Source organism: Azonexus sp. MM2026_4, from assembly GCF_055901855.1.
Map to the genome: position 1 here is coordinate 692,633 of NZ_CM148380.1, position 22,332 is coordinate 714,964.

Here is a 22,332-nt window from a genome sequence, read left to right on the forward strand (position 1 = left end):
CTGTTTTTAAAAGTTGATGATTTCTTCTGCCTTCAACATCGACTAGCGAGAAGGCACTTCATTGCGCAACGGCGAAATGCCGTGTCCACCTGCGGACGCTGTACCAGCCCGGGCACCCACGTCGATCAGTGCCATCACGGCTTCGGCCCCACGCTCACCAATGACTTGGAGTTTGGCGAAACCTGTCTCGATGTCCTGCAAGTCGTTGGCGGTCAGCTTGATCTGGGCCGCAGCAACGTTTTCACGCAGATGGGTGATCTTGGTCGTGCCAGGAATGGGAACGATCCACGGCTTGCGGGCGAGCAACCAGGCCAGTGCAATCTGGCCGGGCAATACCCCGTGACGTTGGGCAACGTTTTCCAATAAGGCGACCACGGGCCGGTTGGCAAGCATCGCTTCGCGGGTAAAGCGCGGCATGCTGGCGCGCAGATCAATCCCCTTGGCAAAGGTGGCGCTGGCCGGGATGGTCCCGGTCAAATAACCCTTGCCGAGAGGTCCCCAGGCGACCAAGCCGATGCCCAGTTCTTCGCAAAGCGGCAGCACCTCACCCTCTGGATCACGTGACCAGATGGAGTATTCGTTCTGGATGGCGGCTACAGTTTGCTCGGTATGGGCTCGACGTATCGTCGCAGCACCCGCTTCGGACAAGCCGAAATGCTTCACCTTGCCTTCCTTGATCAACTGTTTGACCGTGCCGGCGACGTCTTCGATGGGCACCTTGGGATCGACACGGTGTTGGTACAACAGGTCGATGACATCCGTGTCGAGGCGCTTCAAGGAGGCTTCGACCACTTCGCGAATATGCTCCGGCCGGCTATTTAGGCCGCGAATCTGTCCGGCATTGTCGATGGCGAAGCCGAACTTGCTGGCGATCACCACCTTGTCGCGCACCGGTTTGAGTGCCGCGCCGACATACTCCTCGCTGATATAGGGGCCGTAGACCTCAGCCGAATCGAAGTAGGTGACCCCCTGTTCATAGGCTTCCTGAATCAGGCGAACGGCATCGGCTTTGGCAATGGGAGGTGCGAACCCCCAGGCCATGTTCATGCAGCCCAGGCCAATAGCGGAGACTGGAAGAGCACCGAGCTGGCGCATCGGCATGCTTTCCTTGCTGGCCTGGGCATTTTTGGTGGCCGCGGTCACGTTACCCGACACCAGAGACATGGCGGCCAGCAACATCGAGCTCGTGATGAAATCCCTGCGTCCTTGGGAGATGCGTTCGGTTTTGTTCTGGTCGGAGGATTGCATGGCTGTTCTCCTGCTGTTTGGTGGGTTGATTTGGTGAACTGAAGATTAATTGCCCTACTGTCTATTGAATAGCGGCATAAACATTGCATCAGTAGCAATAAAAAATTGATAATTACCTGTGATTTAGTCGATGGGGAGAGCACATGCCGATTAACGAATTGCGCGCGATGGAAACCTTTGCCAAGGCGGTCGAGTTGGGTAGCCTGCGCAAGGCCGCAGCGGCGCAGGGCATGAGCCCGCAAGCGGCCAGTCAGGCCATGGCGCAACTGGAGCAACATCTGGGCGTTCGATTGCTACATCGAACAACGCGAAGCATTTCACTGACCGAAGAAGGGCAGCAGTTGCTAGAGGCCGCCCAGCCTGCGTTAGCCATGCTGGAGCGCGCCCTACAGCGCGTGCGCAGCTCCAAGGATGAAATTGCCGGTCCTTTGCACATTGCCGCACCCCGCTCAGGTTTTGTCCCGGTGATTTGGCCGCTGGTCGATGCCTTCTGTCAGCAATACCCGGAGATACAACCCGACCTGCATCTGGATGATCACGTGGGCAACTGGGTGCTGGAACGTGCTGATGTCGGATTCCGGATCGGCGCTCCTCCGGAAGAGGGGCTGATCGCTCGCAAGCTCTTTCCCGTACAGTTGATTGTCTGCGCCTCACCGGCCTATCTGGAACGCCACGGCGTGCCACAGCGCCTGGAAGACCTGTCCGAGCATCGCTGTAGCGTATTCCGTCATCCGGCAACCGGCCAGGTGTTTCCCTGGTATCTGAAAGTCGATGGTGACGTGGTCAGGCGCGACTTGCCCCCGGCGCTATCCACCAACGACATCGAACTCGAATTGCAGGCTGTCCTGGATGGCCGGGCGATAGGGCAGTTGTCGGCCATCTCGGCCGCTCCCCATATCCGTGCCGGAAGACTCAGACCCGTCTTGCTTCAACACATGACCGACCATATGGGGGTTTATCTCTACTATGGAAGCCGGCGCGCCCAGCCGGCGCGCGTTCGTCGATTCATCGAATTCGCTCTTGAACGGCTGGGCGAAAAATTTGACTTCGCGTTGACGGATCTGGAACTGAAGAGTCACCAATAAACATAGATGGCATTCGTTTTGAGCAGAGGAGGAAATCTGGCGTGCTCACCGAATTTACCTCCCGATTCGCCCCGTCACGCAGCAACCAAGCGTAGTAGAGTGATTTCCGAAGGGGAAGCAAAGCGTTTGGGAGGACCCCAGTAGCCGGTGCCCCGGCTGGTGTAAACCATTAGCCGACCAAGTCGATGCAAGCCTGCCGCTTCGGCCGCGGTCGCCGACAGCGGCAAGGGCGCCTTGCCACGACGCGAGGCTAGTCCCTGATCTCTGGCTGCTTGAATCGCTCGGGAACTATAACGCCTGGTATGTATTGTTTTCCCCACTGTCCCATCGCTTGCAATATGGGTCCTAAATCGGCTCCTTTGCGCGTGAGAAAGTATTCAGCTCGCGGCGGATTGTCCTGATAGAACTCTTTTTTGACGAGGCCTGCGGCCTCCAGGCGCTTTAAGCGTTCAGCCAGGATATTGGTTGGTATTGCCTCCGGTGAGGATTGAAATTCACCATAGCGGTGCTTATCCGACAGTAACAAATCTCGGACCACAAGCAGCGTCCATTTGTCACCAATGATGTCCAGCACGTTGGCGATCGGGCAGGTCGAGCGAGAGCCCTCGGGGCATGCGTTTTTCGGATTGCTTTTCTCCATGGGAAAAATTTTAACCCTGTCGCTTGCAATTTGCAAGTAACACTCGTAGCATGTGACTTGTGATTTGCAAGTTACTTGCTAATAAGCTTCGTCGAATTGAAATGAATAGCAAATGAAAGGAATTTCTATGTCATCTCCTTTAGTTGTTGTCGTAACTGGAGTCTCTTCAGGAATAGGGCGCACCACTGCAGAATTGTTTGCCAAGCAAAACAAGGTATTCGGCACCGTGCGCAATCTGAGCAAAGCGCAGGCGATACCCGGCGTGACCTTGGTTGAAATGGATGTGCGCGATGAAGCGTCCGTAAAGCGCGGAATTCAGTCGGTCATCGACGATGCCAAGCGCATCGACGTGCTGGTCAATAACGCCGGGGTCTCCCTGGTCGGCTCGCTCGAGGAAACGTCGATTACCGAGGCGCAGTCGGTGTTCGATACCAACGTCTTCGGGATACTGCGGACGACGCAGGCGGTGTTGCCACAGATGCGAGCACAGCGTTCGGGGCGGATCGTCAACGTCAGCTCGGTGCTGGGATTTATTCCGGCACCGTACATGGGGATCTACGCGGCTTCCAAGCATGCCGTCGAGGGATTGTCCGAGACCCTCGACCACGAGGTACGCGATTTCGGTATCCGGGTGGTGCTGGTCGAGCCGGCATATACCAAAACCAGTCTGGACATTAACGCTCCTCAGGCCAACGCGAAGGTTCAGGCTTATGACGCCGAACGTACCGTCGTCGCACGCAAGATCGCCGAGAACGTCAATGGCGCGCCGGAGCCGGACGTAGTCGCCAAGACGATCGTAGCGGCAGCCCGTTGCAAGTGGCGCATGCGTCGTCCGCCCAAAGGCCAGGCTGCGCTGTTGAGCAAATTGCGGCGTTTCATGCCGGCCGGCGCTGTTGATGCAAGTATCCGGAAAGACTTCGGGCTCCGCTGATTCATCGCCAAAGGACACATCCGTGATCGCCATTCCTCGGGCCAATCAACCGTCCTCTTCGCCCTGGCCGGTCTTTTTCACGGCATGTGTCGCGGTATTTCTCGTTTCGATCGACTCGACTGTGCTCTTCGCGGCATTTTCAAGGCTGCGCCAGAGCTTTCCCGAGAGCAGCCCCGCAGATGCATCGTGGGTGCTAAATGCCTACACGGTCGTCTATGCGGCCATGTTGGTGCCGGCCGGCAAGCTTGCCGACAGCCATGGCCGCAAGCGCATCTTCACCGCCGGGGTTGCTCTCTTTCTTGCGGGCTCCCTGGCCTGCGGCCTGGCGCCCGGCATCTACTGGCTGGTTGCTGCCCGCGTACTTCAAGCTTTTGGCGCTGCACTGCTGACTCCCGCGTCGCTGGCTATCGTGCTTGAAGCCTTTCCAATCGAAAAACGTGCCGTTGCGGTCAGTCTGTGGGGCGCGGTGGGCGGCTTGGCCGCGGCCATCGGGCCAAGCCTGGGTTCCCTGCTGGTCGACAATCTGGGCTGGCGCTGGGCCTTCTTCATCAACCTGCCGCCGGCGCTATGGTCGATCTGGCGCGCCCAGACCCGCCTCACCGAATCCCACCGGACGGAGCCGGTCGCGCCGCTGGACATGGTCGGCGTGTGCCTGCTCATCGTCGGCGTGGCAACCCTGACCTGGGCCGTCGTTCGCGTCGAGGCGCTGGGCTGGGGGCACCCACAGGTATTGGGCGGCAGCATTTTCGGCGGCGTCATGCTGTGGGGATTCTCCCGCTGGGCACGACACCACCCGAACCCCGCGTTCGACATGCGGCTGTTCGCCAATCCGAGCTATCGGGCGGTCAACCTCGCCTCGCTGGTTTTCGGGATGGCCTTCTCGATGATGTTCTTTGGTTTCTTCTTTTTCATGACTGGCATCTGGCATTACACGCTGCCGCAAGCCGGTCTGGCCATCACGCCCGGTCCGCTCATGGTCGTACCCGTCGCCATGTTGTCCGGCAAGATTGCCGCACGAGCCGGGCATCGCCCACTGCTCATCGCTGGGTGCCTGATGCTCGCTCTGGGAGGGCTTTGGCAAGCCACCGTGCCCGGTGTCGATGCGCACTATCTGCAGCACTGGTTGCCTAGTCAGCTACTTACCGGCATCGGCGTCGGCATGGCCATGCCTTCATTATCAGGCGCTGCAGTCGCTACTTTGCTGCCGCATCAATACGGCGCTGGAAGCGCGGTCAACCAGGCGATAAGGCAGTTCGGAAGTGTCCTTGGCGTTGCCCTGACGGTCGTGCTGGTCGGGCATCAGAACCTGATGCTCGAAGACTTCAAAATTTTGAGCCTGTGCTATGCGGGGCTTGCCCTGCTGACGCTGGCGATCTGCTTTGGCGTAAACACGAAAACCAGAGCAAAACCTCTTTTCACACCAACAAAGGAAGCATGCCATGAATAGTTCCAAGACTGCTGACACGACAGCCATATCTGCAACCAATAGCGAAATCAGCGGCGCTGAGCCGGTGTCCCGTCGTCAGGTACTGACGGCCGGCGCCGCCATGGCAGCAGCCCTTGCCGTCTCACTGCCGGCAAACGCACGTCCCCGGGACAAGCATGCTAAGGGCAATAGCGCGGCCACCGCGGTTACGAGTTTTGTCGAAGTTGATGGTCGACGAATCGCCTACCGCTCTGTGGGAACAGGCAAGCCCTTTGTGCTCTGCCATCGCTTTCGCGGCGTGCTGGGTCTCTGGGATCCGGCCTTCATCGATGCTTTGGCAGCGGAAGGCTTCCAGGTTGTCACCTTCGACTACTCGGGACTCGGTCTTTCGACTGGCGAGAAGACCTACAACCCGGGCGCCATGGTCAAGGATGCCAAGGATCTGGTTGATGCACTCGGCCTCAAGGATGTCGTGATCGCGGGCTGGTCGATAGGCGGCATCGTGGCGCAGATATTCCTGGCCATGTTTGGCGCCAACGTCAGCCACGTCGTATTGCTGGCCACGACGCCCCCCGGAACGCTCGTCAAGCCGGCCGAGCAACTTTTCTATGACGCTGCCGCCGTGCCGGGCATCGCTCTGGATAACTTCACCACCATTTTCTTTGAACCGAAGGACGAAGGCAGTCGGGCTGCCTCCAAGCGTTCATTCGATCGCATCATGGGGCAAAAGATTGAGAGAAGTCCGGACGTTCCGGCCGATTGGGCCATCGCCCAGATCGGTAACACACCGCGGAACCCGGTCTTTCCGTCGGACGAAGTGCTTCATGTCTTGAAAACCACGACGACCCCCATCCTTCATCTCGGCGCCGATCACGACATCATCTTCCCGATCGAGAACTGGTACGCCCTGAACGGTCAGTTGCCGACGCTGAACCTGATCACCTATCCGAAGGCCGGCCACGGACCGCACCACCAATATCCGGGAATTGCGGCCACGCAGATCGGTGCATTCGTCAAGGGAACGCGCAAGGCCTGAGCTCTGAACAATTTGATTTATTCCGCTTCACATCTCAAAAGGACACATCTTGAAACTTGAACAAAACACGATATTGATCACAGGTGGCGCATCCGGCATCGGCCGGGGACTTGCCGAAGCCTTCCATCAACTGGGCAACAAAGTCATCATCGCAGGGCGCCGCAAGGCGCTACTTGAAGAGGTTTGCTCTGCTAATCCCGGCATGGAAGCCATCGAACTGGATGTCGCCGATCCGGTCAGCATCAACGTTGTGGCACCAACCCTGATCGCCCGCTATCCGACCCTCAATGTGCTAATCAACAACGCTGGCATCATGCCTTTCGATGATGCCGGGGGCCATATCGATGAGGCCGTTTCTCGCCGCATCGTCGATACCAACCTGCTAGGCCCGATCCTTCTGACCTCCGTGCTGATCGAGCACCTGAAGCGCCAACCGCGAGCGACGATTATCTACAACACGTCAATTCTGGCTTATCTGCCGCTTGCGCCGAGCGCGGTTTATTCCGCTTCGAAGGCAGCCCTGCATTCGTACGCGCTGTCGCAACGCTTCATGCTGCGCGACACGAATGTCACCGTGCAGGAAATTGCACCGCCCTGGGTCGATACCGATCTCATCAAGAAAAGTGGTGACCCCCGTGCCATGCCGGTTGATGCCTTCATCGCTGAAACAATGCAAGGCTTGGCCACTGAAGTTCCTGAAGTCGTCGTCGAGGCTGTTCGTCCGGTTCGCGCGAATCCCGGTCCCGGCGAACATGCGCTAATCAATGCCTTCAATGCCGATCTGATTGCCAATCCGCCACCGATGTGAGCTGAACAGAATTGGTCTGAAGTCACGGACCAGGGAACCTCATCTGATAAATAAGGAAAGAAAATGAACCACGAAATCGTTATCTGCTCTCCGGTCCGCAGTGCCATCGGCACATTTGGAGGCGCATTAAAGGATGTTCCGGCTGCCACGCTAGGCGCTCATGTCATCGCTGCGACACTTCAACGTGCCGGGTTGGATCCGGCGCTTGTCGATTCTGTGATCATGGGCAATGTGATCCAGGCTGGCAACGGCATGAACATTGCCCGGCAGGCGGCGATTCACGGAGGCCTGCCGGTTGATGTGCCAGCCATGACGGTTAATCGTGTTTGCGGCTCCGGGGCTCAGGCGGTGGTCACGGCATTTGCCGAAATTGCCAGCGGCTTGTCCCGCTGCGTGATCGCCGGCGGAATGGAAAATATGGATCGCGCGCCGTATTTGATGCCCGCCATGCGCTTCGGTGCTCGCATGGGCGATGCGGGGGCCGTTGACTCGATACTTCTGGATGGCTTGCACGATGCCTTCTCGTCGCAGCACTCCGGTTGGCACACCGAAGATCTGGTGCAGCAGTTTGGTCTGACCCGCGAGGCCCAGGATGCCTACGCTGCGCGCAGCCAGCAGCGTTTTGCCGCGGCAAAAGAAGCGGGCTATTTTGTCCCCGAGATCGCTCCTCTCGCCATTGAGTCGCGAAAAGGGACGACACTGTTTGCATCCGACGAAAGCAATCGTCCGGAAACCACCGAGGCGTCCCTCGCACGACTGAAGCCCGCCTTCCGCCCTGACGGCACAATCACTGCCGGCAATGCTCCAGGAATTAACGCTGGTGCTGCCGCGATGATCGTTTGTGAGCGTGAATTGGCACAAGAACTCGGTCTGAGTCCTATGCTCGTGATCCGCAGTGCGGCAGTGGTGGGCGTCGAGCCGGGGATGTTCGGAGTGGGGCCGGTCCCGGCGATCCACAAGGCACTCGCACAAGCTGGCTGGTGGGTCGATGACGTCGATCGCTATGAGATCAATGAAGCTTTCGCTGCTGTAGCACTTGTCGCACAGGCCAAATTGGGCATCGATCCGGCGCGCCTCAATGTCGATGGTGGTGCGATCGCTCATGGACATCCCATTGGCGCAAGCGGCGCCATCCTGATTACGAAGGCAGCACATGCCTTGCAACGCACCGGTCAATCGAAGGCTGTCGTCTCGCTGTGTATCGGCGGCGGTCAGGGCATCGCTCTCTGTCTCGAAAGGTGTTGAAATGAGCCTCATCGAAGAAACCGGCGCCGGACTCAATGGCCTCGACCAGTTGCGGGCACTGATGTCTTCCGGCCGCAAGCCAGGGATTTTGGTGTCACTGGATTTCGAACTCATTGAGGTGGATGTCGGCAAAGCCGTCTTTGCCGGCAAACCCGGCAAACATGCCTACAACCCGCTTGGGACTGTCCATGGAGGCTATGCTGCAACCTTGCTTGACTCGGCTTGCGGATGTGCCGTTCATTCCAGATTGACGGCGGCTCAGGCCTACACAACTCTGGAACTGAAAACCACCTACCACAAGGCAATAACGCATAACACGGGGCCCTTGCGGGCAGAGGGTAGCGTCGTTTCCATCGGGCGGCGAGTTGCCTTTGCCGAAGCCCGTCTTTTAGACGCCGAGGGCAAGCTCTTTGCCTCAGCGACATCGACGCTGTTGATTATCGACCGGGCTGCAGGAGCATGAGTCCAGAATTCGAAATTCTTTCAGCGACAACGAAATTCAATTCTGGCCGACCAGCTGGCTTTCACCACAAGCCGGTTATTCGCATTTCCGTCCTTCACGGTCTGTAATCTTTCGCGTGGGGTGTCTGGAACTGAGTGCGCTTCTTACTTCTGCAGTCAATCCTGCGAACGCTGGAAATGCCGAACCTCTGACCTACTGGGGGTAATGTCAAAGAAATAGGGTAGGGGAGTGGATCCTTCACCTTGAAACAACGAAGGAACAACAGAAGCCAGCCTGATGTAATCCTATCCCCCTGCAGCCTAAGAGACTGCTTTGCGGCAGGGGGATAGTTTGCGTATCTTCCTCATCCTAGCGAGGGGGCTAGCTTGAGACCGAAGGGGCTAAATTGAGGCCTCGAAATTGTAAGCCCCCGGCAAACCCACCTACAAATTGCTCCGATAGGCCGCGAAGATAGTGTCCCCTTAAAAGCGATGGTGGACGCTATCAATGGAAATACAGAAGCCAATTCGCCGGCGGCGGCATCACCCGGAGGCGTTCAAGCAGGCGGTGGTGGAAGCCTGCTGCGAGCCAAGCGCCTCGGTGGCTGGGATTACCCTGGCCAACGGCGTCAATGCTAACAACCAAGGGAGTTCCCCCGGCTTTGCCAGGGAGGCAGTAAAAGTTTGACGTATTCGGGGTTGTCCATCGTGGAAACTTTCAATCGTGAGCCGCCAAGCACATGAAAGGAAGAAACCAGATGGACAAGTTTGAAAGTTTGAGCCACACGGCGTGGGACTGCAAATATCACGTGATATTCATCCCGAAGCGTCGGCGAAAGACGTTGTATGGGGAGCTGCGTAAGCATCTCGGAGAAGTGTTCCGCAAGCTTGCGGCGCAGAAGGAGAGCGAGATTGTGGAAGGGCATCTGATGCCTGACCATGTGCATATGATGATTGCGATACCGCCGAAGTATGCGGTGTCGCAGGTGATTGGCTTCATTAAGGGCAAGAGCGCGATTCACTTGGCACGGGTGTATGGAGAGCGCAAGCGGAACTTTGTTGGGCAGCATTTCTGGGCAAGGGGGTACTTTGTTTCGACAGTCGGTCGTGATGAGGCAGTGGTAAGGGAGTACATCAAGAAGCAGGAGCAAGAGGACGAAAGGTTGGACCAACTCGGCCTGTGGAGATTGTTAGTCAACAACTTGAGGTAGGGGCGCGCAAACCCGAGTAATTCTATGTGCATAATTTTTCGTTAAATTTAACATAATACAAATTATGCGCGCTTCACAGCTACACCCTTGGCCGTTCAGTCCTTCCGCCGTCACATTGCCGTAAACAGGCGAGGACTGTCAACGTATTTGTTCAAATGTCATTTTTACGAGGCATTGGTCGACAGATCAAACGGCACGATGCAGCCATTGATCGGTGGCAGCGGATTGACCCAGCGTTCCGGCTGTTCAATGACCACTGCGCTGAGCTTGCCTGCGCGAACACCGTCACGCTTGACGACGGCAAAGTGCAGAATGTTGCTGTTTCCTGCAGCCTTGACGTTCCAGCCGGCGGCGATTACTTGTTGTTGCACCGCATTGCTGCTTTCGCCGACCGTCTCTGCGTAGTCCCGAAAGATCCGTGGTGAAACCAGCGCCATACCGGCCGGTAAAAAATGGATCGGCGAGCCCGGTTCGTTGTACGTCAGCCCGCCGCTGGCCAGCCCATGTTGCACCCATTCGATAAAAGCGATCGCCAGGGGCGTCGGCTCGGCCGTCGGCCCGCTGGGCACCAGTTTCGGCGCGACGGCGTAAGGCGCGACCGTGGTTGTCGGCGCTGCGCGATTGCCGGCCGGCTTCTTGCGTCGATGCGTCACGATCGCGTCCGACTCGTCGAGCAAATCATCACCAGGCGAGCTCGGCTTCGCCTCGGGGGGACTTGAATCCTTTCGCGGCGTGCTGGCGGCTTTCTGCGGCTTGGCATCAATCACCGCGAGCTTCTTGCTCTCAGCGGCTCGCGGTGGGCGCGGCGCTTGTATCTCCCTGGATCGGCCTACTGCCTTGGCAGGTCGATCACCATCGTGTTCTCGAGGTCGCCCTGGAGGGCTCGGCGGTGGCGCCAAGGCCGCCGAGCTCGTAACTGCTTCAGTGGTAAGCGGTTCATACAGGTCGTCGTCAGGGTCCGCATCGCGCGCTCGATCCTTCGGCGATCTGGATGCCGGCGCCGGCGTCGGCGTTGCGTCAGGCAAGACGAGTGGAAGCTGTGTTTCAGCAGGGTGTAGCGCCGTAGGTACATCGTTCGCCGGCGCATCCCATTCCATGGGCGCGGCGGTCGCAGCGACAGCACTGCCCTCCCCTGCCAATTCGGCGGCCGCTACCTTGACTTTGCTGGCGCCTTTCTCGACCAGAACAATACGACCGGCCATGGCCGCCGGGTAGCGAGCCGGATCGTCGTACAGGCGATGCAACGGGAAGCGCAACACCGACAAGGCGTGACTGTAGCCCTCGCCTTCGATCATGACGTGCCAGATGGCCTGGCCGGTGACGGGATTGAGATCGATTGCGCCATAATCCTGCCAGGTGTCGAACAGCCGATCGTTCTTGTTCGGCCCGGGGACGCCGGCCGCATCCTCGGGTTCGTCCTTCTGGATTTGCTCGCGGACCTTGTCGGCCAGTCGCTTGGCCACGAAGTAGATTGCGCCATCAAAGACCCAGCCTGCTGCGCCATCCCGATTCAGAGGTAGGGCGGTGCCTTGCGCCAGCAAACTGCGGATTGTGCTCATCAGCCGCTCGATGAGCGGCACTGCCGTGGCGGTCGCGAAACGTTGTCGCGGACCGCTCTGCAGGTTGTGAGCAACGGACATCTGGTCTGCCTGCCGGATGATTGCGCCAAGTGTCTTTACGCCCTCGAAGGCGCTGGTGCCAGGTTTGGCGCCCTCGCCGCCCAGATAGGCACTCAGCGCCTCCAGGACCGAGTTCTCTCGCCCAAGAAAAGCGAGTGCATTGGCCGGAGCAATGGCTTGCAGCAAGATCAGTGATAGTTTCTTGTGGGCCAGATAATCGCGTTCAGCGGTTGGCGCAAAGCCAACCTGGTATTCGGTGGCATGCGATTGCGTCAGGGGGCCGGATAGCGGCAGCCAGCGGCGCGTCTGCGATTGGGGTGTGTCGCGAACATGCAGGCGCAAGTCGGTCATGATCTTGCCGATGTCGTGCAGCAAAGCCGCGTAGAACACAGCGTAGGTCCAGTGATCGCGCTGGCGATCAATGGTTTCGGTAGGTGCGCCCAGCGGCAACAGATACCCATTGCGCAGCGTTGTAGCAGCCAAAAGCACTTCCAGTGTATGCGCCAGAAGTCCGCCGGGATGGGCGTGGTGATGTGATTCCGAGGCGGGCGCCAATTGCACGAACTCGGCGTAGGCGACCAGTGCATTGCGCAAGTCACGCTCGAAGACATCCTGCGCCAGGCGCGTCTGGCGATAGATTTCGTCGATGGTTCGCTGTGCGTGGCAATACTGCAGCAGGACTGCGCCAGGTTGCACCCTGAGCCAGCTATCTGCGCTTCCCGACAACCGAGGTATCACCGGTGCCGGCAGCACGGTCACCGCTGCGGGTGTGGCAGCCGGTTCGGTGGCTTGGCGCAGATAACGCCAGGCAATCCACCCGGCGGCAGCGAACGATACAGCGGCCAGAATAACCGCGAGCAGCGACATCACTGCTTCAGATTGAGGGTGTGCTCGCCTTGGTAAACCTGACCACCAATCTGGTCTGGGTCATATCACGGATCGAACCGGATTCCAGGGCGTCCCACACGTTGACGTATTCGCCACGGGTCCATGTCTCGAACTTCTCGGTCAATGGATCCCAGCGATTGCCTCCGTCTACGTGCCGTGCCGCCAGTCCAACAAAGGACAGTGCCGCGAGCTCGCGCGCAAAATCACCCGGCCGGAGCTTGCGCTCCAGCTTGATGTAGTCCTGCAGCAGGCCAAGAACCAACACGACAGGATCGTCTTCCGGCCAGACATATTGCTCAAGCCCGGCGTAGTGGTCGAGCCATTCCAAAATGACACCAAACCACCCGGGCTCGCCGAGTGCGTCAAGGTGACAACCGATACGATCCATTGCAGCACAATGCTCGCGCTGGTGTTCGGGAGATATTGGGGGAAGTCCGACCATGAAATGATTCTATCACGTTAGTTATAGCTGCCAACTGACCGACCGTATTGCCGTTCCAGCACAACACTATGCGTAGACGCCCGTGTGTGCCGATGGTTGCAAGCCTTTCGTCATCTGATTTGCGCCACGCCACAACGGGTGCTGCGGATTGTCCGTGGCTTGCTTCTGCTGTCCAGCGAAAAGGCGTTATCAACGATAACGGCTTTTCGCTGGACAGTGCCTTTTGTTTCTGGTACGCGCCGCGCGGACCAGAAACTACCCGTAGATTTTCTACCTGTAATTCGCCTCTCCCTTCCCAGTAAAACCCTTTGCGCCAGCCCCCGATTTATAGGGCTGGCGCGGCCTTTCAGATAGGGCCTGTACCCCTGTAGAGGGCAAGCCGCCGCCGGCTTGCCCCAGCCGTTTCCTTTGCCGTGCGGGCATTTCCGCCACCCGCGTGACGTTGCGTCCCGCCCGCGCCTGGCATGTCCGGCAGGGCGCGCGTGCCTCATGGCAGTTCGCAGTTCATGAACTGCGAACCATATCGCATCGTAATTTCTCGATCCAGAACCGGCCGTCAAAATCCCGTCGCCATAGCACGACAGAATATTTCTGTCCAGCGAAAAGCCTCATAAATCTTTTTCCCCCTTTTCGCTGGAAGCCCGCGTCGCAAAAACCTACTGTCTCGCCGTGACTGGAACGGACGTTGTGTGTCCATCCCTCCTTGGCCCCGGCTCACGCCGGGGGTTTTTTTGATGACATTCGAGGCTTCCAAATGCTGACGCATCCGCTATGTCGTTATCTCATGCTGGCTGCAACACTTCTTTCGATTTCCGTTGCCGCAAGCGCCGCGCCGAGGGATGGCGACGCCATTACCGTCGGTCGCTATACCTCCACCACCGATGCCATCGAGACCGCCGAAATTGATCCCCTGGCCGTCGTTGTTCAACTGAAGTTTCCTCGCGAAGCGATCCAGAACGTCGGTGATGCCCTGCGTTACTTGCTACAGCGCACCGGCTACACGATTCGCCCGGCAGACGACTACAGCACTCGCCTGTTCCAGTTGCCGCTCCCCGAGTCGCAACGCAAGCTCGGCCCCGCCCGGGTCAGCACGCTGGCCCAGGTACTGAGCGGTAGCAACTACCGGCTGTGTGTTGATCGCTTCGGCCGCGAAATTGTGGTGCAGGCCGATATCAATGGCTCCTCCTGCCCAGCAGTTACCCCCCCTGCCGCGAATAGCGAGGCCTCCCAATGATGAATACACCCTCCCCTTCCCCGGACGCACCGGCGCCGATTAAGCGCCGCCTGTCACGCACCAGTGCCATTGCTGGCTCGCTCGTCCTTCTGGTCGTGGTCCTTGCCGCATTCGGCTACTTCACCGCCATCACCCGGCCCGAGCCCGTGGCTTTGCCGGCTCCCGAACCGGTAGCTCAGGTGCCGGATGCGGTGGTGGAGCGACTGGATCGGTTGGAAACGATGGTGCGCTACCTCACCGCGCAGGTCACTCTCTCGATCGACGCGCAGACCGCAATCGCGGCCGACGTCGCGACCTTGCGCTTGCGTGCCGACGCTGAGGCCGAGAAGGCGGCCGAAGCTGCGCGCCAGGCGGAAGAGCGCCGGGCAGCGCAGCAGAATCGTCGCGCCGCCAGGCCGGCGGCCCAGTCGGCGGCGCCCAAAGCGGCGGTGCTCTCGGTTGATAGCTGGGGAGGCAAGCCGTCCGTGGTCGTGCGCGACAGCGACGGCAAGGTCCAGTTCCTGACACTCGGTGACCGCCTGCCCGGCGGCGGCGTCATCGGCGGCGTGCAGGTTGCCGAGCAACGCGTCACCGTCCGGCATGCCGATGGTTCAGTGTCCACGCTGATCGGAAAGGCGCAGTGATGCGGCGTGCCCTCTCCGTCCTCGCCCTACTCATCGCTGGCGCGGCATGTGCCGCCGAACCTGTCGCAACCCAGATCGGCCGGACCCAGCGGGGCGGTGTTGCCGTGGCCCAGAATGCCCAAACCGCATCGGACATCGAGCAGGCACGGGTCTGGGGACTGACTGTCGAGGAAGTGCAGCGCGCACGTCAGTTGATGCAGCCCGGCAGCCCCAGGGCGACATTCTCGTCGCCGAACATCTCGCCGGTCGAGGTGCTCGGCATTCACGCTCAGACCGCCGCTGAACGCACTCGCTACGCCACGCTCTTCGCCAAGGCGCTGCGCGCTGATACCGAGCGCGTCCTGGCTTGGACCGCGACCTACGGGCAAGTCACGAAGCGCCTTTATCCGAACGAAAAGCTCCTCGATTTCGGTGGGGCAAAGTTGCCAAAGAGCCAGGAAGTCTTCCTGCGCTGACATGATGCACGCCTTCGACCATCCCTCTCCGCTTCGCCGCCGCGCCTTCCTCGCCGCCGCCGGCTGCACGCTTGCGGCGATGGCGCTGCCAGCGCTCGCCCGGGCTCGCGGTGGCCAGCTTCTGCTCGATGTGCCGCCCGCCTATCGCGACGCGGCTTTGCGTGCCGGTGTACCGCCCCGCCTGCTGTACGGCATCGCCCTGCAGGAATCGAAGATGCTCTTCGGTGAGCGCGTATTGCCCTGGCTGTGGACACTCAACGTCGCCGGCAATCCGCATCGCTACGCGACCTACGGCGACGGCGTGCGCGCGTTGAGTCATTGGGTGCGCACTCGCGGGATCAGGAACGTCGATTGCGGGCCGATGCAGGTCAATTGGCGCTGGCATGGCGACAAGCTGCAGAGCTTCGAGAAGGCGCTCGACGCGCACTACAACCTGGCGGTCGGCGCCTCGATCCTGGCCACCCACTACCGCGATGCCGGCGACTGGATGGTCGCAGCAGGCCGCTATCACCATCCGACCGATACCGCGCGCGCCGCCGCCTATGCGAAGGCCGTTTTCCGGCGCATTCCGATGCTACGGGAGGCTGCATGAAATACGGCGTCACCGAGGCCATGCTGCGCCCGCCCGTCGAGCTCTACTCCGCAGCGACGGCCGGTTCGATCGGCATCATTGCCGCGACCGCGCCGTGGGCACTCATGCTGTCGCCGGGGATTGGCCTGGCTGCTGCCGGCGTCGCCACAGGCTTCGCCCTCTATCGCGGCACCCAGGGCTTCCAGGTGCTGCGCTACACCGTCGGCCTGACCAAGTTCAAGATCACCTCCGTTGCGCCGCACAAGCTGCCGCGCATCCCCGAGCGCTTGTACATGGGGCAAGGGTTTGAATGGACGCAACGTCATACCCAGCGCTTGACCGATGCACGTCGGCCGGACGCCCGCGATTTTCTGACGCCGAGTCCCTTGGGGACGCTGACCGCCAAAGCCTGCAGGAAGCTGGTCAAGCGCGCCGCCCGCGCGCCACTGCCCGGGTTTGAACGCGTATGCAATGCCTTGGTCGCGCCGCGCTGGTGGAACCCGATCGCCGACATTCCCGACCTGGGCGGCTCGCCCCTGCTCCACGGCGTCGAACCGGACGAAGTACCGGTGTCGTTGTCGCAAAAACACCGCGTCGGTCACACGCTTGTCATCGGCACCACGCGCGTCGGCAAGACGCGCTTGATGGAGCTCCTGGTGACTCAGGATATCCGCGATGGGCATTGCGTCATTGTCATTGACCCGAAGGGCGACGCCGATTTGATGATGCGCGTCTACGCCGAAGCGGCACGCGCCGGGCGCCTTGATCAGCTCTACATTTTTCATCTGGGCTACCCGGAACTATCGGCGCGCTACAACGGCATCGGCAATTTTGCCCGCATCACCGAAGTCGCCAACCGGGCAACCAATGCCCTGCCCTCTGGCGGCAACTCGGCAGCGTTCAAGGAATTCGCCTGGCGCTTTACCAACCTGATCGCGCAGGCTCAGGTAGCACTCGGCATGGTGCCCACCTACGAACTGCTGCTGCGCGACATCACCGACATCGAGCCGCTGTTCGTCCGCTACTCCGAGCATGTCCTGGCCAAGATCGGGCCGGAAGGCTGGCTGAAGAAAATCGAGCAGATTGAAGCAGCCATCCAGCAGAAGAAATACGCTGTGCCACGCGCCCTGCAGGACCGCACGCCGCGCTTGATTGCCCTGGTCCATGTCCTGAAAGAATTGCAATTGCCCGAGCCAGTGGTGCAGGGGCTGGCGTCTGCCGTGCGCTACGAGCGCACCTTCTTCGAGAAGATCGTGGCCAGCCTTGGCCCCTTCCTCGAAAAGCTCACTACTGGCGCCGTTGGCAAGCTGATCTCGCCAGACTATTTCGATACCACGGACAAGCGGCCGATCTTCGACTGGATGAGCATCATCCGCCAGAAGGGCATCGTCTACGTCGGGCTGGATGCGCTCTCCGATCCGGTCGTGGCCAGCGCCGTCGGTAACTCGATGCTGGCCGACCTGGTATCGGTCGGTGGCAAGCTCTACAAGACCGGCCTCGATCCCCATCATCCGGAAGGCAAGATCGTTCTGCCCACCGTTGATTGCCACCTTGACGAAGTGAACGAGCTCGTGGGCCCGGAATTCGTGCCCATGGTCAACAAGATGGGTGGTTCGGGCTTCCGGATCCATGCGTACACCCAGACCATCCCCGACATCGAGGCGCGGCTTGGCGATGCCGCCAAGGCCAAACAGGTGCTCGGCAACTTCAACCACCTGGTCATGTTGCGCGTGAAGAGTGCCGAGACGGCAGAGTTTTTCACCAACCAATTGCCGAAGGTCAACATCACCAGCTTGACGTCGGTTTCGGGGGTCACCGATAGCTCGGCCGACCAGGGGCCGGTCGACTTCGTGTCACGCAACGAGGACCGGGTCAGCACCACGCAGACGGAGATGCTAACGCCGGCCGACATCATGGCGCAGCCGCAGGGCCAGGCCTTCGCGTTGCTCGAAGGCAATCGCCTGTATCACATCCGGATACCTCTGCCGGTATCGGCCAATGACGACGAGTTTCTGCCCGAGTCGCTGCGCGCGATCGGCGATGCCATGCGTGCTCGCTATCACACCTCCGAGAACTGGGCATCGGACAACGATTGGCTCAAGGACATGCCGATCGGCCTGGCCGGCTCGCCGGCCTTGGTCGACCTGGGCGACTTCTCGCTCGCGCCGGCACTCGATGCCGCCGATCCGGTTGCTTCTGAGGCGTCGTCCGATGGTGTCGAATCCGCTACCGAAGGGGTGGCCTGATGGCTGCGAACACCGCAACGGCGAACAGCGCACCGGCACAACGCCAGGTCGGCCGCCCACGGCCGCGTGGACCGGTCAGCGTCATCGTTGCCGCCTTGATCGGATTTGTTGCATCCATCGTGACATCGTTGTTCCTTGGAGTCGCAATCGAACTTATCGGCGATCACACCTGGTGGAAAGGCAAGGCCATCGAGCATGCCCAGGCGCAGGTGATCGTGGATCTTGGCTATATCGAGTTGTTCCCAAAATCGGTCCTGGTGCCGAACACCGTGGCATTTGCGAAAGACATGGTGCGCCTGGTGTCCAAACCGTGGGACGTACTCAACGCGCCAGCATTTTTTGAGCGCACCAGGAATGCCGAACAGACGGTACCGGCCAAGCCGATGCAGCGGATCTTGAAGCGGCTTCTTGCCGAGATTGCCCGGGTGCTCGAAATCCTGCTCTACGTGACACAGGACACCGCTGTTCGTCTCTGCGTCGCCTTCTTTGCGCTGCCGGCATTTGCCATGGCCTGCCTACTGGGTCTGGTCGACGGTTTGGTCAAGCGTGATTTACGCAAGTGGTCCGGTGGGCGCGAATCGAGCTTCGTTTATCACCACAGCAAACACTACACCGCGTGGTTCCTGACCGCTGGCTTCTCGCTGTATCTGGCGTGGCCGATCGGTGGCTTCAATCCGGCGTGGATGGTTCTCACGTTCGCAGCGCTAGTGGCGATGTCGCTCTCCGTCACTGTCGCTGCGTTTAAAAAATACCTTTAAGGAGAAAACTCGATGCAAACCCGGTCCTGCTCCATCCGTCATGCACTGCCTGCATTGTTGGCGCTTACGTTCACCGGCCTGCTTCATGCCAACGAAAGCGATTTCATTGGCCTGGAATCCGTGACGGCATACGCAAACCGCCCCGATCCCGCGCCGCGCGCCGAGCGCGTCCGGGCCGAATCCGAAATGCGCGTACAGGACAAGGTCGACGTCGAGCGCGAACGTCTGGCCAACTTGACTCAGGAGATCACCTACCTGCGCCGCCAGGTTGCTGATGCCTCCAAGCAGGCACCGGGCGCAGCCCGGGTGCAGTTCCGTTACGACTGGCTGGACCGTGATCTTGAGCTGATCCAGCAAGGTATCCAGGAACACCTGGATGCTCCGCGTCAGCCGCGCCCGATTCCGCCGCTCAAGGGCAACTACCGTCGCTGACCGATCCCCATGAACAGCGCACAAACCACCGCTTTCAAGAACGCCGTCGGCGGCACATCTGGCGGATACCTGCCGGGTGACTTCGCGCTGCTGCTCGGGCTGATTGCCGGGGCCGCGCTGTTGCTGTGGGCTGCCTACATCGTGTTTCGGCTGGGGGATGACTTCCTGGCTGGTCGGATGCCAGCACCCAAGATGTTTGCCTTCAAGGTGCGCGTCCTGGTGCTCGTTCTGCTCGTCGTTTCCATCCTGAATGTCTGATTTTCTGGCCGATGCCTTCCCGCACGGCATCGGCCTACCTCAAGTACGCGGGATCACGTCCTTACTGGAGCAATCACCATGCATAACCCACTGACCACGCTTCTGAAGCTCTACCAATCCACGCGGACGCGTCTGCAGGCTCGTCTTGCGGCCTTCGTCGTCGCCGCGCTTGCCACAACCATGACGAACCCCGTCCTGGCCGCCTTGCCGACTGCTGTCACGCCGGCCACCGGGACGGCCACGGGGGACTACATCTCGATCGCCAAGGAATACTTCAAGAACGGCTTCTTGTTCCTGGGTCTCCTGATCGCCGCGTATGCGCTGATCAACGTCGCCGGTGGCGCGATCGGCAAATTCAACGAGTTCCGTGTCGGCCGTGCCGAGCTCAGTGATGTCGCAGTCTATGCCGTGGTCGGCGTTGTCATCCTGGTCATCATCGTCTACCTGCTGACCGAAGCCGCAGCCGTCTTGTGATCGGGTGCCCCAGATGAGCGAAAACCACCCGCTATCCGATATCGACGTGCATGCCGCGCCCGAGATCGATCGCGTCAACGTCGAGCCGGTGATTCTTCTCGGTCTCTCCAACAGCGAGGCGCTGTGGGTGATCGGGCTGGCGTTCGCCATCTGGGTGCCGGTCGCTGGGCTGGTCATGCTGCTGAAACCGAGTTTGCCTCTTTTCATCCTCCTGGCGACGGTCGGACCCTTGGCATCGGTGTGGCTGGTCGCCAAGAAGATGGCCGTCGTCAAACGCAATCGCCCAGACCTCTACTACGTCCACGCGATGCGCCAGTGGGCGTTGAAGAAGGGGCTGCGGCGCTCACGCTACATCACCCACGTCGGCGAGTGGGATGTCGGCCGTCGCCTCGAATCACGCGATGTCTCCGACCGTCGCTTCAACTTCTTCCGGAGATAAGGGGATATGTCCCGCTACAAGAACGCTCTCTCCCAGGCCGCCTCAATTGCACGATCGCAACGCTTCGTAATCGGTGTCCTCGGGATCGTCACGCTGACCGCCCTGGCCGGCTGGCGCTACAAGGAAACGGAATTGACCGCGCACATTCCGCCCGACCTTTCCAACGGCACGTCGCTCAAGATCGGCGGCACGCCCCAGGTGCCTGCACCCAATGTCTACTCCTTCGGGTATTACATCTGGCAGCAGATCAACAACTGGCCCAATGATGGCGGCACCGATTACGCGAAGCAGATTTTCGCACTGCAGTCCTACATCACGCCCGCCTGCCGCGCCCAGCTCGATGCCGACCTGAAGATCAAGGCGGGCAATGGCGAACTGGCGCAGCGCACGCGCGCCGTCATGGAGATCCCCGGCTATGGCTTTGCCGCAAACCGGGTGACCGATCACGGCAGCGGCGCCTGGACCGTCTTGCTTGACGCGGCACTGCTGGAGACCTCGCGCGGCGTCGCCGTCAAGCGCACGTACATTCGGTACCCCTTGCGCATCGTGCGCTATGAGGTCAACCGCGAACAGAACCCGTTCGGTCTGGCGATCGACTGCTTTGGCAACCGCCGACCGGAGCGCCTGGAAGAGCGGGATATCGTTGTCGAACAGGTCATGGCACCCAATGCCGCCATCCCCGCCGTACTGCCCAAAGCGGTGACCAACGCGATACCGCTGGTTGGCGAACCGCCTGCAAGCCCGTCGAACGCGGCGCCGGGCGCACCAGAAGCCGCCGCACCCGCCCCGACAGCTTTGCCTACACCGGCAGCGCCGGCTGCAGCAGCGCTGCCGAATGCCCAGGAACCCCGTTGAGATGGAGTCGCTGATGATTTCCCTACGTCCTATCGCCCTGATCCTGATTGCTGTGGGATCGCATGCCATTGCCGGCGAACCCGGACCTGAGCTGCCGCCCGATCGCCCTGCAGCGGTCGCCGAACCTACGGCCAAGGTCGTTTCGACTTCCCGGAAAAAGGGCCGCGGCGAACGAAGCGCAGCGCCCGTGCTGGAAACCTTCCCCCCAGCGGATGACCTGCAGGCGGGACAGCCGGCGGTCGCTCCCGGCATCGAGCGGGTGGTCTATGACCGGTCGCCGCTGCGCGTCGCCTTGAGCGCCGGGCAGGAGCGTCGCGTCTACCTGCCGTGGGAGGCCGCGTTGCATCTTCCGCCGGATGCCGCTGGTTTGAATGCCCAGGTCATTGGCTCAACCCTCTACCTGACTGGCCAAAGCGGTCAACCCACCGTGCGGGTGATTGCCGAAGGACTGGATGGCCAGGGAATGATCCCGCTCGATGTCCAGGTCCGCGATCAAGCGGGCGTGCCCGGTGAAATGGAGATCAGCATCGCGACGCGCAACGAGCGCCGGGCGCCCGCGCGTCGCGCAGCCATGGCTGATGACGACGAGGATGAACCGGACGAACCGGACCTGGTGCAACTGACGCGTCATTGCTCCCAACAACTCTATGCCCCGCAGCGTCTGGTCAAACCGCTGCCCGGGGTACGCGCGGTCGATATCCGCAGCAAACCGGTTGCCGGCCTCTATCGGACCAGCGCCGTGCTGACCACGCCGATCGGCGCCTGGCGCAGTGCTGGGCTCTACGTGACGGCGGTGCGCTTCACGAATCGTGGGCAATCCGAGCTTGAGCTCGACATGGACTTGTTGCGCGGCCGCTGGGTTGCAGCAACACCCCAGCATCACATCCTGGCGCCGGCCGGCAGCGAAGCCGACACGACGGCGGTATGCCTCATTTCCGAACAACCCTTTGATGCTGCGAGGCCGTAA

25 protein-coding genes are annotated in these 22,332 nt (G+C 60.4%); 21 read left to right on the top strand and 4 right to left on the bottom strand.

Annotation, left to right across the window (positions count from 1 at the left end):
- Positions 1-42: 42 nt before the first annotated feature.
- Complete coding sequence (locus AC0KWY_RS03050) at positions 43-1,248, bottom strand: aldo/keto reductase (protein WP_474028174.1); 1,206 nt, start codon at positions 1,246-1,248, stop codon at positions 43-45.
- Positions 1,249-1,391: 143 nt separating this feature from the next.
- Between AC0KWY_RS03050 and AC0KWY_RS03055 the strand changes: the two genes are divergently transcribed.
- The gene (locus tag AC0KWY_RS03055; RefSeq protein WP_474028175.1) at positions 1,392-2,333 is read left to right on the top strand and encodes a LysR family transcriptional regulator; all 942 of its coding nucleotides are present in this window, start codon (positions 1,392-1,394) and stop codon (positions 2,331-2,333) included.
- 250 nt (positions 2,334-2,583) lie between these two features.
- Here the strand turns inward: AC0KWY_RS03055 and AC0KWY_RS03060 are convergent, their stop codons facing one another.
- Positions 2,584-3,009 (bottom strand): winged helix-turn-helix transcriptional regulator, encoded by a 426-nt coding sequence (locus AC0KWY_RS03060; protein WP_474028176.1) that lies wholly within the window; start codon positions 3,007-3,009, stop codon positions 2,584-2,586.
- Positions 3,010-3,085: 76 nt separating this feature from the next.
- Between AC0KWY_RS03060 and AC0KWY_RS03065 the strand changes: the two genes are divergently transcribed.
- The 8 genes from AC0KWY_RS03065 to tnpA all read left to right on the top strand — a co-directional run bounded on the left by AC0KWY_RS03065 (position 3,086) and on the right by tnpA (position 10,071).
- The gene (locus tag AC0KWY_RS03065) at positions 3,086-3,904 is read left to right on the top strand and encodes an oxidoreductase (protein WP_474028177.1); all 819 of its coding nucleotides are present in this window, start codon (positions 3,086-3,088) and stop codon (positions 3,902-3,904) included.
- 22 nt (positions 3,905-3,926) lie between these two features.
- Entirely contained in the window at positions 3,927-5,351 is a 1,425-nt protein-coding gene (locus tag AC0KWY_RS03070; RefSeq protein WP_474028178.1) for an MFS transporter, read from the top strand.
- Positions 5,344-6,366, top strand: a complete 1,023-nt coding sequence (locus AC0KWY_RS03075; RefSeq protein ID WP_474028179.1) for an alpha/beta fold hydrolase — start codon at positions 5,344-5,346, stop codon at positions 6,364-6,366. Before AC0KWY_RS03070 ends, AC0KWY_RS03075 begins: the two co-directional genes overlap by 8 nt.
- Positions 6,367-6,415: 49 nt before the next feature.
- Complete coding sequence (locus tag AC0KWY_RS03080; RefSeq protein WP_474028180.1) at positions 6,416-7,174, top strand: SDR family oxidoreductase; 759 nt, start codon at positions 6,416-6,418, stop codon at positions 7,172-7,174.
- 63 nt (positions 7,175-7,237) lie between these two features.
- The gene (locus AC0KWY_RS03085; RefSeq protein ID WP_474028181.1) at positions 7,238-8,419 is read left to right on the top strand and encodes a thiolase family protein; all 1,182 of its coding nucleotides are present in this window, start codon (positions 7,238-7,240) and stop codon (positions 8,417-8,419) included.
- A 1-nt stretch (position 8,420) separates the two neighbouring features.
- Entirely contained in the window at positions 8,421-8,882 is a 462-nt protein-coding gene (locus tag AC0KWY_RS03090) for a PaaI family thioesterase (protein ID WP_474028182.1), read from the top strand.
- 486 nt (positions 8,883-9,368) lie between these two features.
- Positions 9,369-9,548, top strand: coding sequence for a transposase (locus AC0KWY_RS03095; protein WP_474028183.1), 180 nt, complete (start codon positions 9,369-9,371; stop codon positions 9,546-9,548).
- A gap of 70 nt (positions 9,549-9,618) precedes the next feature.
- A complete protein-coding gene (gene tnpA, locus AC0KWY_RS03100; protein ID WP_474028184.1) occupies positions 9,619-10,071 on the top strand; it encodes an IS200/IS605 family transposase in 453 nt (150 codons plus the stop codon).
- 164 nt (positions 10,072-10,235) lie between these two features.
- Here the strand turns inward: tnpA and mobH are convergent, their stop codons facing one another.
- Entirely contained in the window at positions 10,236-12,557 is a 2,322-nt protein-coding gene (mobH, locus tag AC0KWY_RS03105; RefSeq protein WP_474028185.1) for a MobH family relaxase, read from the bottom strand.
- A gap of 7 nt (positions 12,558-12,564) precedes the next feature.
- The gene (locus tag AC0KWY_RS03110) at positions 12,565-12,966 is read right to left on the bottom strand and encodes a hypothetical protein (RefSeq protein ID WP_474028186.1); all 402 of its coding nucleotides are present in this window, start codon (positions 12,964-12,966) and stop codon (positions 12,565-12,567) included.
- An 808-nt stretch (positions 12,967-13,774) separates the two neighbouring features.
- Here AC0KWY_RS03110 and pilL2 point away from each other — a divergent pair.
- The 12 genes from pilL2 to AC0KWY_RS03170 all read left to right on the top strand — a co-directional run bounded on the left by pilL2 (position 13,775) and on the right by AC0KWY_RS03170 (position 22,332).
- Positions 13,775-14,254 (top strand): PFGI-1 class ICE element type IV pilus protein PilL2, encoded by a 480-nt coding sequence (gene pilL2, locus AC0KWY_RS03115; protein WP_474028187.1) that lies wholly within the window; start codon positions 13,775-13,777, stop codon positions 14,252-14,254.
- Entirely contained in the window at positions 14,251-14,877 is a 627-nt protein-coding gene (locus tag AC0KWY_RS03120; protein ID WP_474028188.1) for a hypothetical protein, read from the top strand. The genes pilL2 and AC0KWY_RS03120 overlap by 4 nt, the downstream gene beginning before the upstream one ends.
- On the top strand, positions 14,877-15,332 hold the full coding sequence (locus tag AC0KWY_RS03125) for a hypothetical protein (protein ID WP_474028189.1): 456 nt from the start codon (positions 14,877-14,879) through the stop codon (positions 15,330-15,332). Before AC0KWY_RS03120 ends, AC0KWY_RS03125 begins: the two co-directional genes overlap by 1 nt.
- Before the next feature lies 1 nt (position 15,333).
- Positions 15,334-15,924: a lysozyme family protein gene (locus AC0KWY_RS03130; protein ID WP_474028190.1), complete on the top strand. Its 591-nt coding sequence runs from the start codon at positions 15,334-15,336 to the stop codon at positions 15,922-15,924.
- Complete coding sequence (gene traD, locus AC0KWY_RS03135; RefSeq protein ID WP_474028191.1) at positions 15,921-18,149, top strand: type IV conjugative transfer system coupling protein TraD; 2,229 nt, start codon at positions 15,921-15,923, stop codon at positions 18,147-18,149. Before AC0KWY_RS03130 ends, traD begins: the two co-directional genes overlap by 4 nt.
- Positions 18,149-18,907 carry a TIGR03747 family integrating conjugative element membrane protein gene (locus AC0KWY_RS03140; RefSeq protein WP_474028192.1) on the top strand — a complete coding sequence of 253 codons (759 nt, stop codon included), beginning with the start codon at positions 18,149-18,151 and terminating at the stop codon, positions 18,905-18,907. Before traD ends, AC0KWY_RS03140 begins: the two co-directional genes overlap by 1 nt.
- 12 nt (positions 18,908-18,919) lie before the next feature.
- Positions 18,920-19,339 (top strand): integrative conjugative element protein, RAQPRD family, encoded by a 420-nt coding sequence (locus tag AC0KWY_RS03145; protein WP_474028193.1) that lies wholly within the window; start codon positions 18,920-18,922, stop codon positions 19,337-19,339.
- A gap of 9 nt (positions 19,340-19,348) precedes the next feature.
- Entirely contained in the window at positions 19,349-19,597 is a 249-nt protein-coding gene (locus AC0KWY_RS03150; protein ID WP_474028194.1) for a hypothetical protein, read from the top strand.
- A 78-nt stretch (positions 19,598-19,675) separates the two neighbouring features.
- A complete protein-coding gene (locus AC0KWY_RS03155; RefSeq protein ID WP_474028195.1) occupies positions 19,676-20,071 on the top strand; it encodes a TIGR03745 family integrating conjugative element membrane protein in 396 nt (131 codons plus the stop codon).
- Positions 20,072-20,084: 13 nt separating this feature from the next.
- The gene (locus AC0KWY_RS03160; RefSeq protein ID WP_474028196.1) at positions 20,085-20,510 is read left to right on the top strand and encodes a TIGR03750 family conjugal transfer protein; all 426 of its coding nucleotides are present in this window, start codon (positions 20,085-20,087) and stop codon (positions 20,508-20,510) included.
- 6 nt (positions 20,511-20,516) lie between these two features.
- Positions 20,517-21,365, top strand: coding sequence for a PFL_4703 family integrating conjugative element protein (locus AC0KWY_RS03165; RefSeq protein WP_474028197.1), 849 nt, complete (start codon positions 20,517-20,519; stop codon positions 21,363-21,365).
- A gap of 13 nt (positions 21,366-21,378) precedes the next feature.
- Entirely contained in the window at positions 21,379-22,332 is a 954-nt protein-coding gene (locus tag AC0KWY_RS03170) for a TIGR03749 family integrating conjugative element protein (protein WP_474028198.1), read from the top strand.

What these genes read in the sequence shown, in the direction of transcription:
- AC0KWY_RS03050 (WP_474028174.1), bottom strand. Translation starts at nt 1,248, where the DNA reads ATGCAATCCTCCGACCAGAACAAAACCGAACGCATCTCCCAAGGACGC.
- AC0KWY_RS03055 (WP_474028175.1), top strand. Translation starts at nt 1,392, where the DNA reads ATGCCGATTAACGAATTGCGCGCGATGGAAACCTTTGCCAAGGCGGTC.
- AC0KWY_RS03065 (WP_474028177.1), top strand. Translation starts at nt 3,086, where the DNA reads ATGAAAGGAATTTCTATGTCATCTCCTTTAGTTGTTGTCGTAACTGGA.
- AC0KWY_RS03075 (WP_474028179.1), top strand. Translation starts at nt 5,344, where the DNA reads ATGAATAGTTCCAAGACTGCTGACACGACAGCCATATCTGCAACCAAT.
- AC0KWY_RS03085 (WP_474028181.1), top strand. Translation starts at nt 7,238, where the DNA reads ATGAACCACGAAATCGTTATCTGCTCTCCGGTCCGCAGTGCCATCGGC.
- AC0KWY_RS03090 (WP_474028182.1), top strand. Translation starts at nt 8,421, where the DNA reads ATGAGCCTCATCGAAGAAACCGGCGCCGGACTCAATGGCCTCGACCAG.
- AC0KWY_RS03095 (WP_474028183.1), top strand. Translation starts at nt 9,369, where the DNA reads ATGGAAATACAGAAGCCAATTCGCCGGCGGCGGCATCACCCGGAGGCG.
- tnpA (WP_474028184.1), top strand. Translation starts at nt 9,619, where the DNA reads ATGGACAAGTTTGAAAGTTTGAGCCACACGGCGTGGGACTGCAAATAT.
- mobH (WP_474028185.1), bottom strand. Translation starts at nt 12,557, where the DNA reads ATGTCGCTGCTCGCGGTTATTCTGGCCGCTGTATCGTTCGCTGCCGCC.
- AC0KWY_RS03110 (WP_474028186.1), bottom strand. Translation starts at nt 12,966, where the DNA reads ATGGATCGTATCGGTTGTCACCTTGACGCACTCGGCGAGCCCGGGTGG.
- pilL2 (WP_474028187.1), top strand. Translation starts at nt 13,775, where the DNA reads ATGCTGACGCATCCGCTATGTCGTTATCTCATGCTGGCTGCAACACTT.
- AC0KWY_RS03120 (WP_474028188.1), top strand. Translation starts at nt 14,251, where the DNA reads ATGATGAATACACCCTCCCCTTCCCCGGACGCACCGGCGCCGATTAAG.
- AC0KWY_RS03125 (WP_474028189.1), top strand. Translation starts at nt 14,877, where the DNA reads ATGCGGCGTGCCCTCTCCGTCCTCGCCCTACTCATCGCTGGCGCGGCA.
- AC0KWY_RS03130 (WP_474028190.1), top strand. Translation starts at nt 15,334, where the DNA reads ATGATGCACGCCTTCGACCATCCCTCTCCGCTTCGCCGCCGCGCCTTC.
- traD (WP_474028191.1), top strand. Translation starts at nt 15,921, where the DNA reads ATGAAATACGGCGTCACCGAGGCCATGCTGCGCCCGCCCGTCGAGCTC.
- AC0KWY_RS03140 (WP_474028192.1), top strand. Translation starts at nt 18,149, where the DNA reads ATGGCTGCGAACACCGCAACGGCGAACAGCGCACCGGCACAACGCCAG.
- AC0KWY_RS03145 (WP_474028193.1), top strand. Translation starts at nt 18,920, where the DNA reads ATGCAAACCCGGTCCTGCTCCATCCGTCATGCACTGCCTGCATTGTTG.
- AC0KWY_RS03150 (WP_474028194.1), top strand. Translation starts at nt 19,349, where the DNA reads ATGAACAGCGCACAAACCACCGCTTTCAAGAACGCCGTCGGCGGCACA.
- AC0KWY_RS03155 (WP_474028195.1), top strand. Translation starts at nt 19,676, where the DNA reads ATGCATAACCCACTGACCACGCTTCTGAAGCTCTACCAATCCACGCGG.
- AC0KWY_RS03160 (WP_474028196.1), top strand. Translation starts at nt 20,085, where the DNA reads ATGAGCGAAAACCACCCGCTATCCGATATCGACGTGCATGCCGCGCCC.
- AC0KWY_RS03165 (WP_474028197.1), top strand. Translation starts at nt 20,517, where the DNA reads ATGTCCCGCTACAAGAACGCTCTCTCCCAGGCCGCCTCAATTGCACGA.
- AC0KWY_RS03170 (WP_474028198.1), top strand. Translation starts at nt 21,379, where the DNA reads ATGATTTCCCTACGTCCTATCGCCCTGATCCTGATTGCTGTGGGATCG.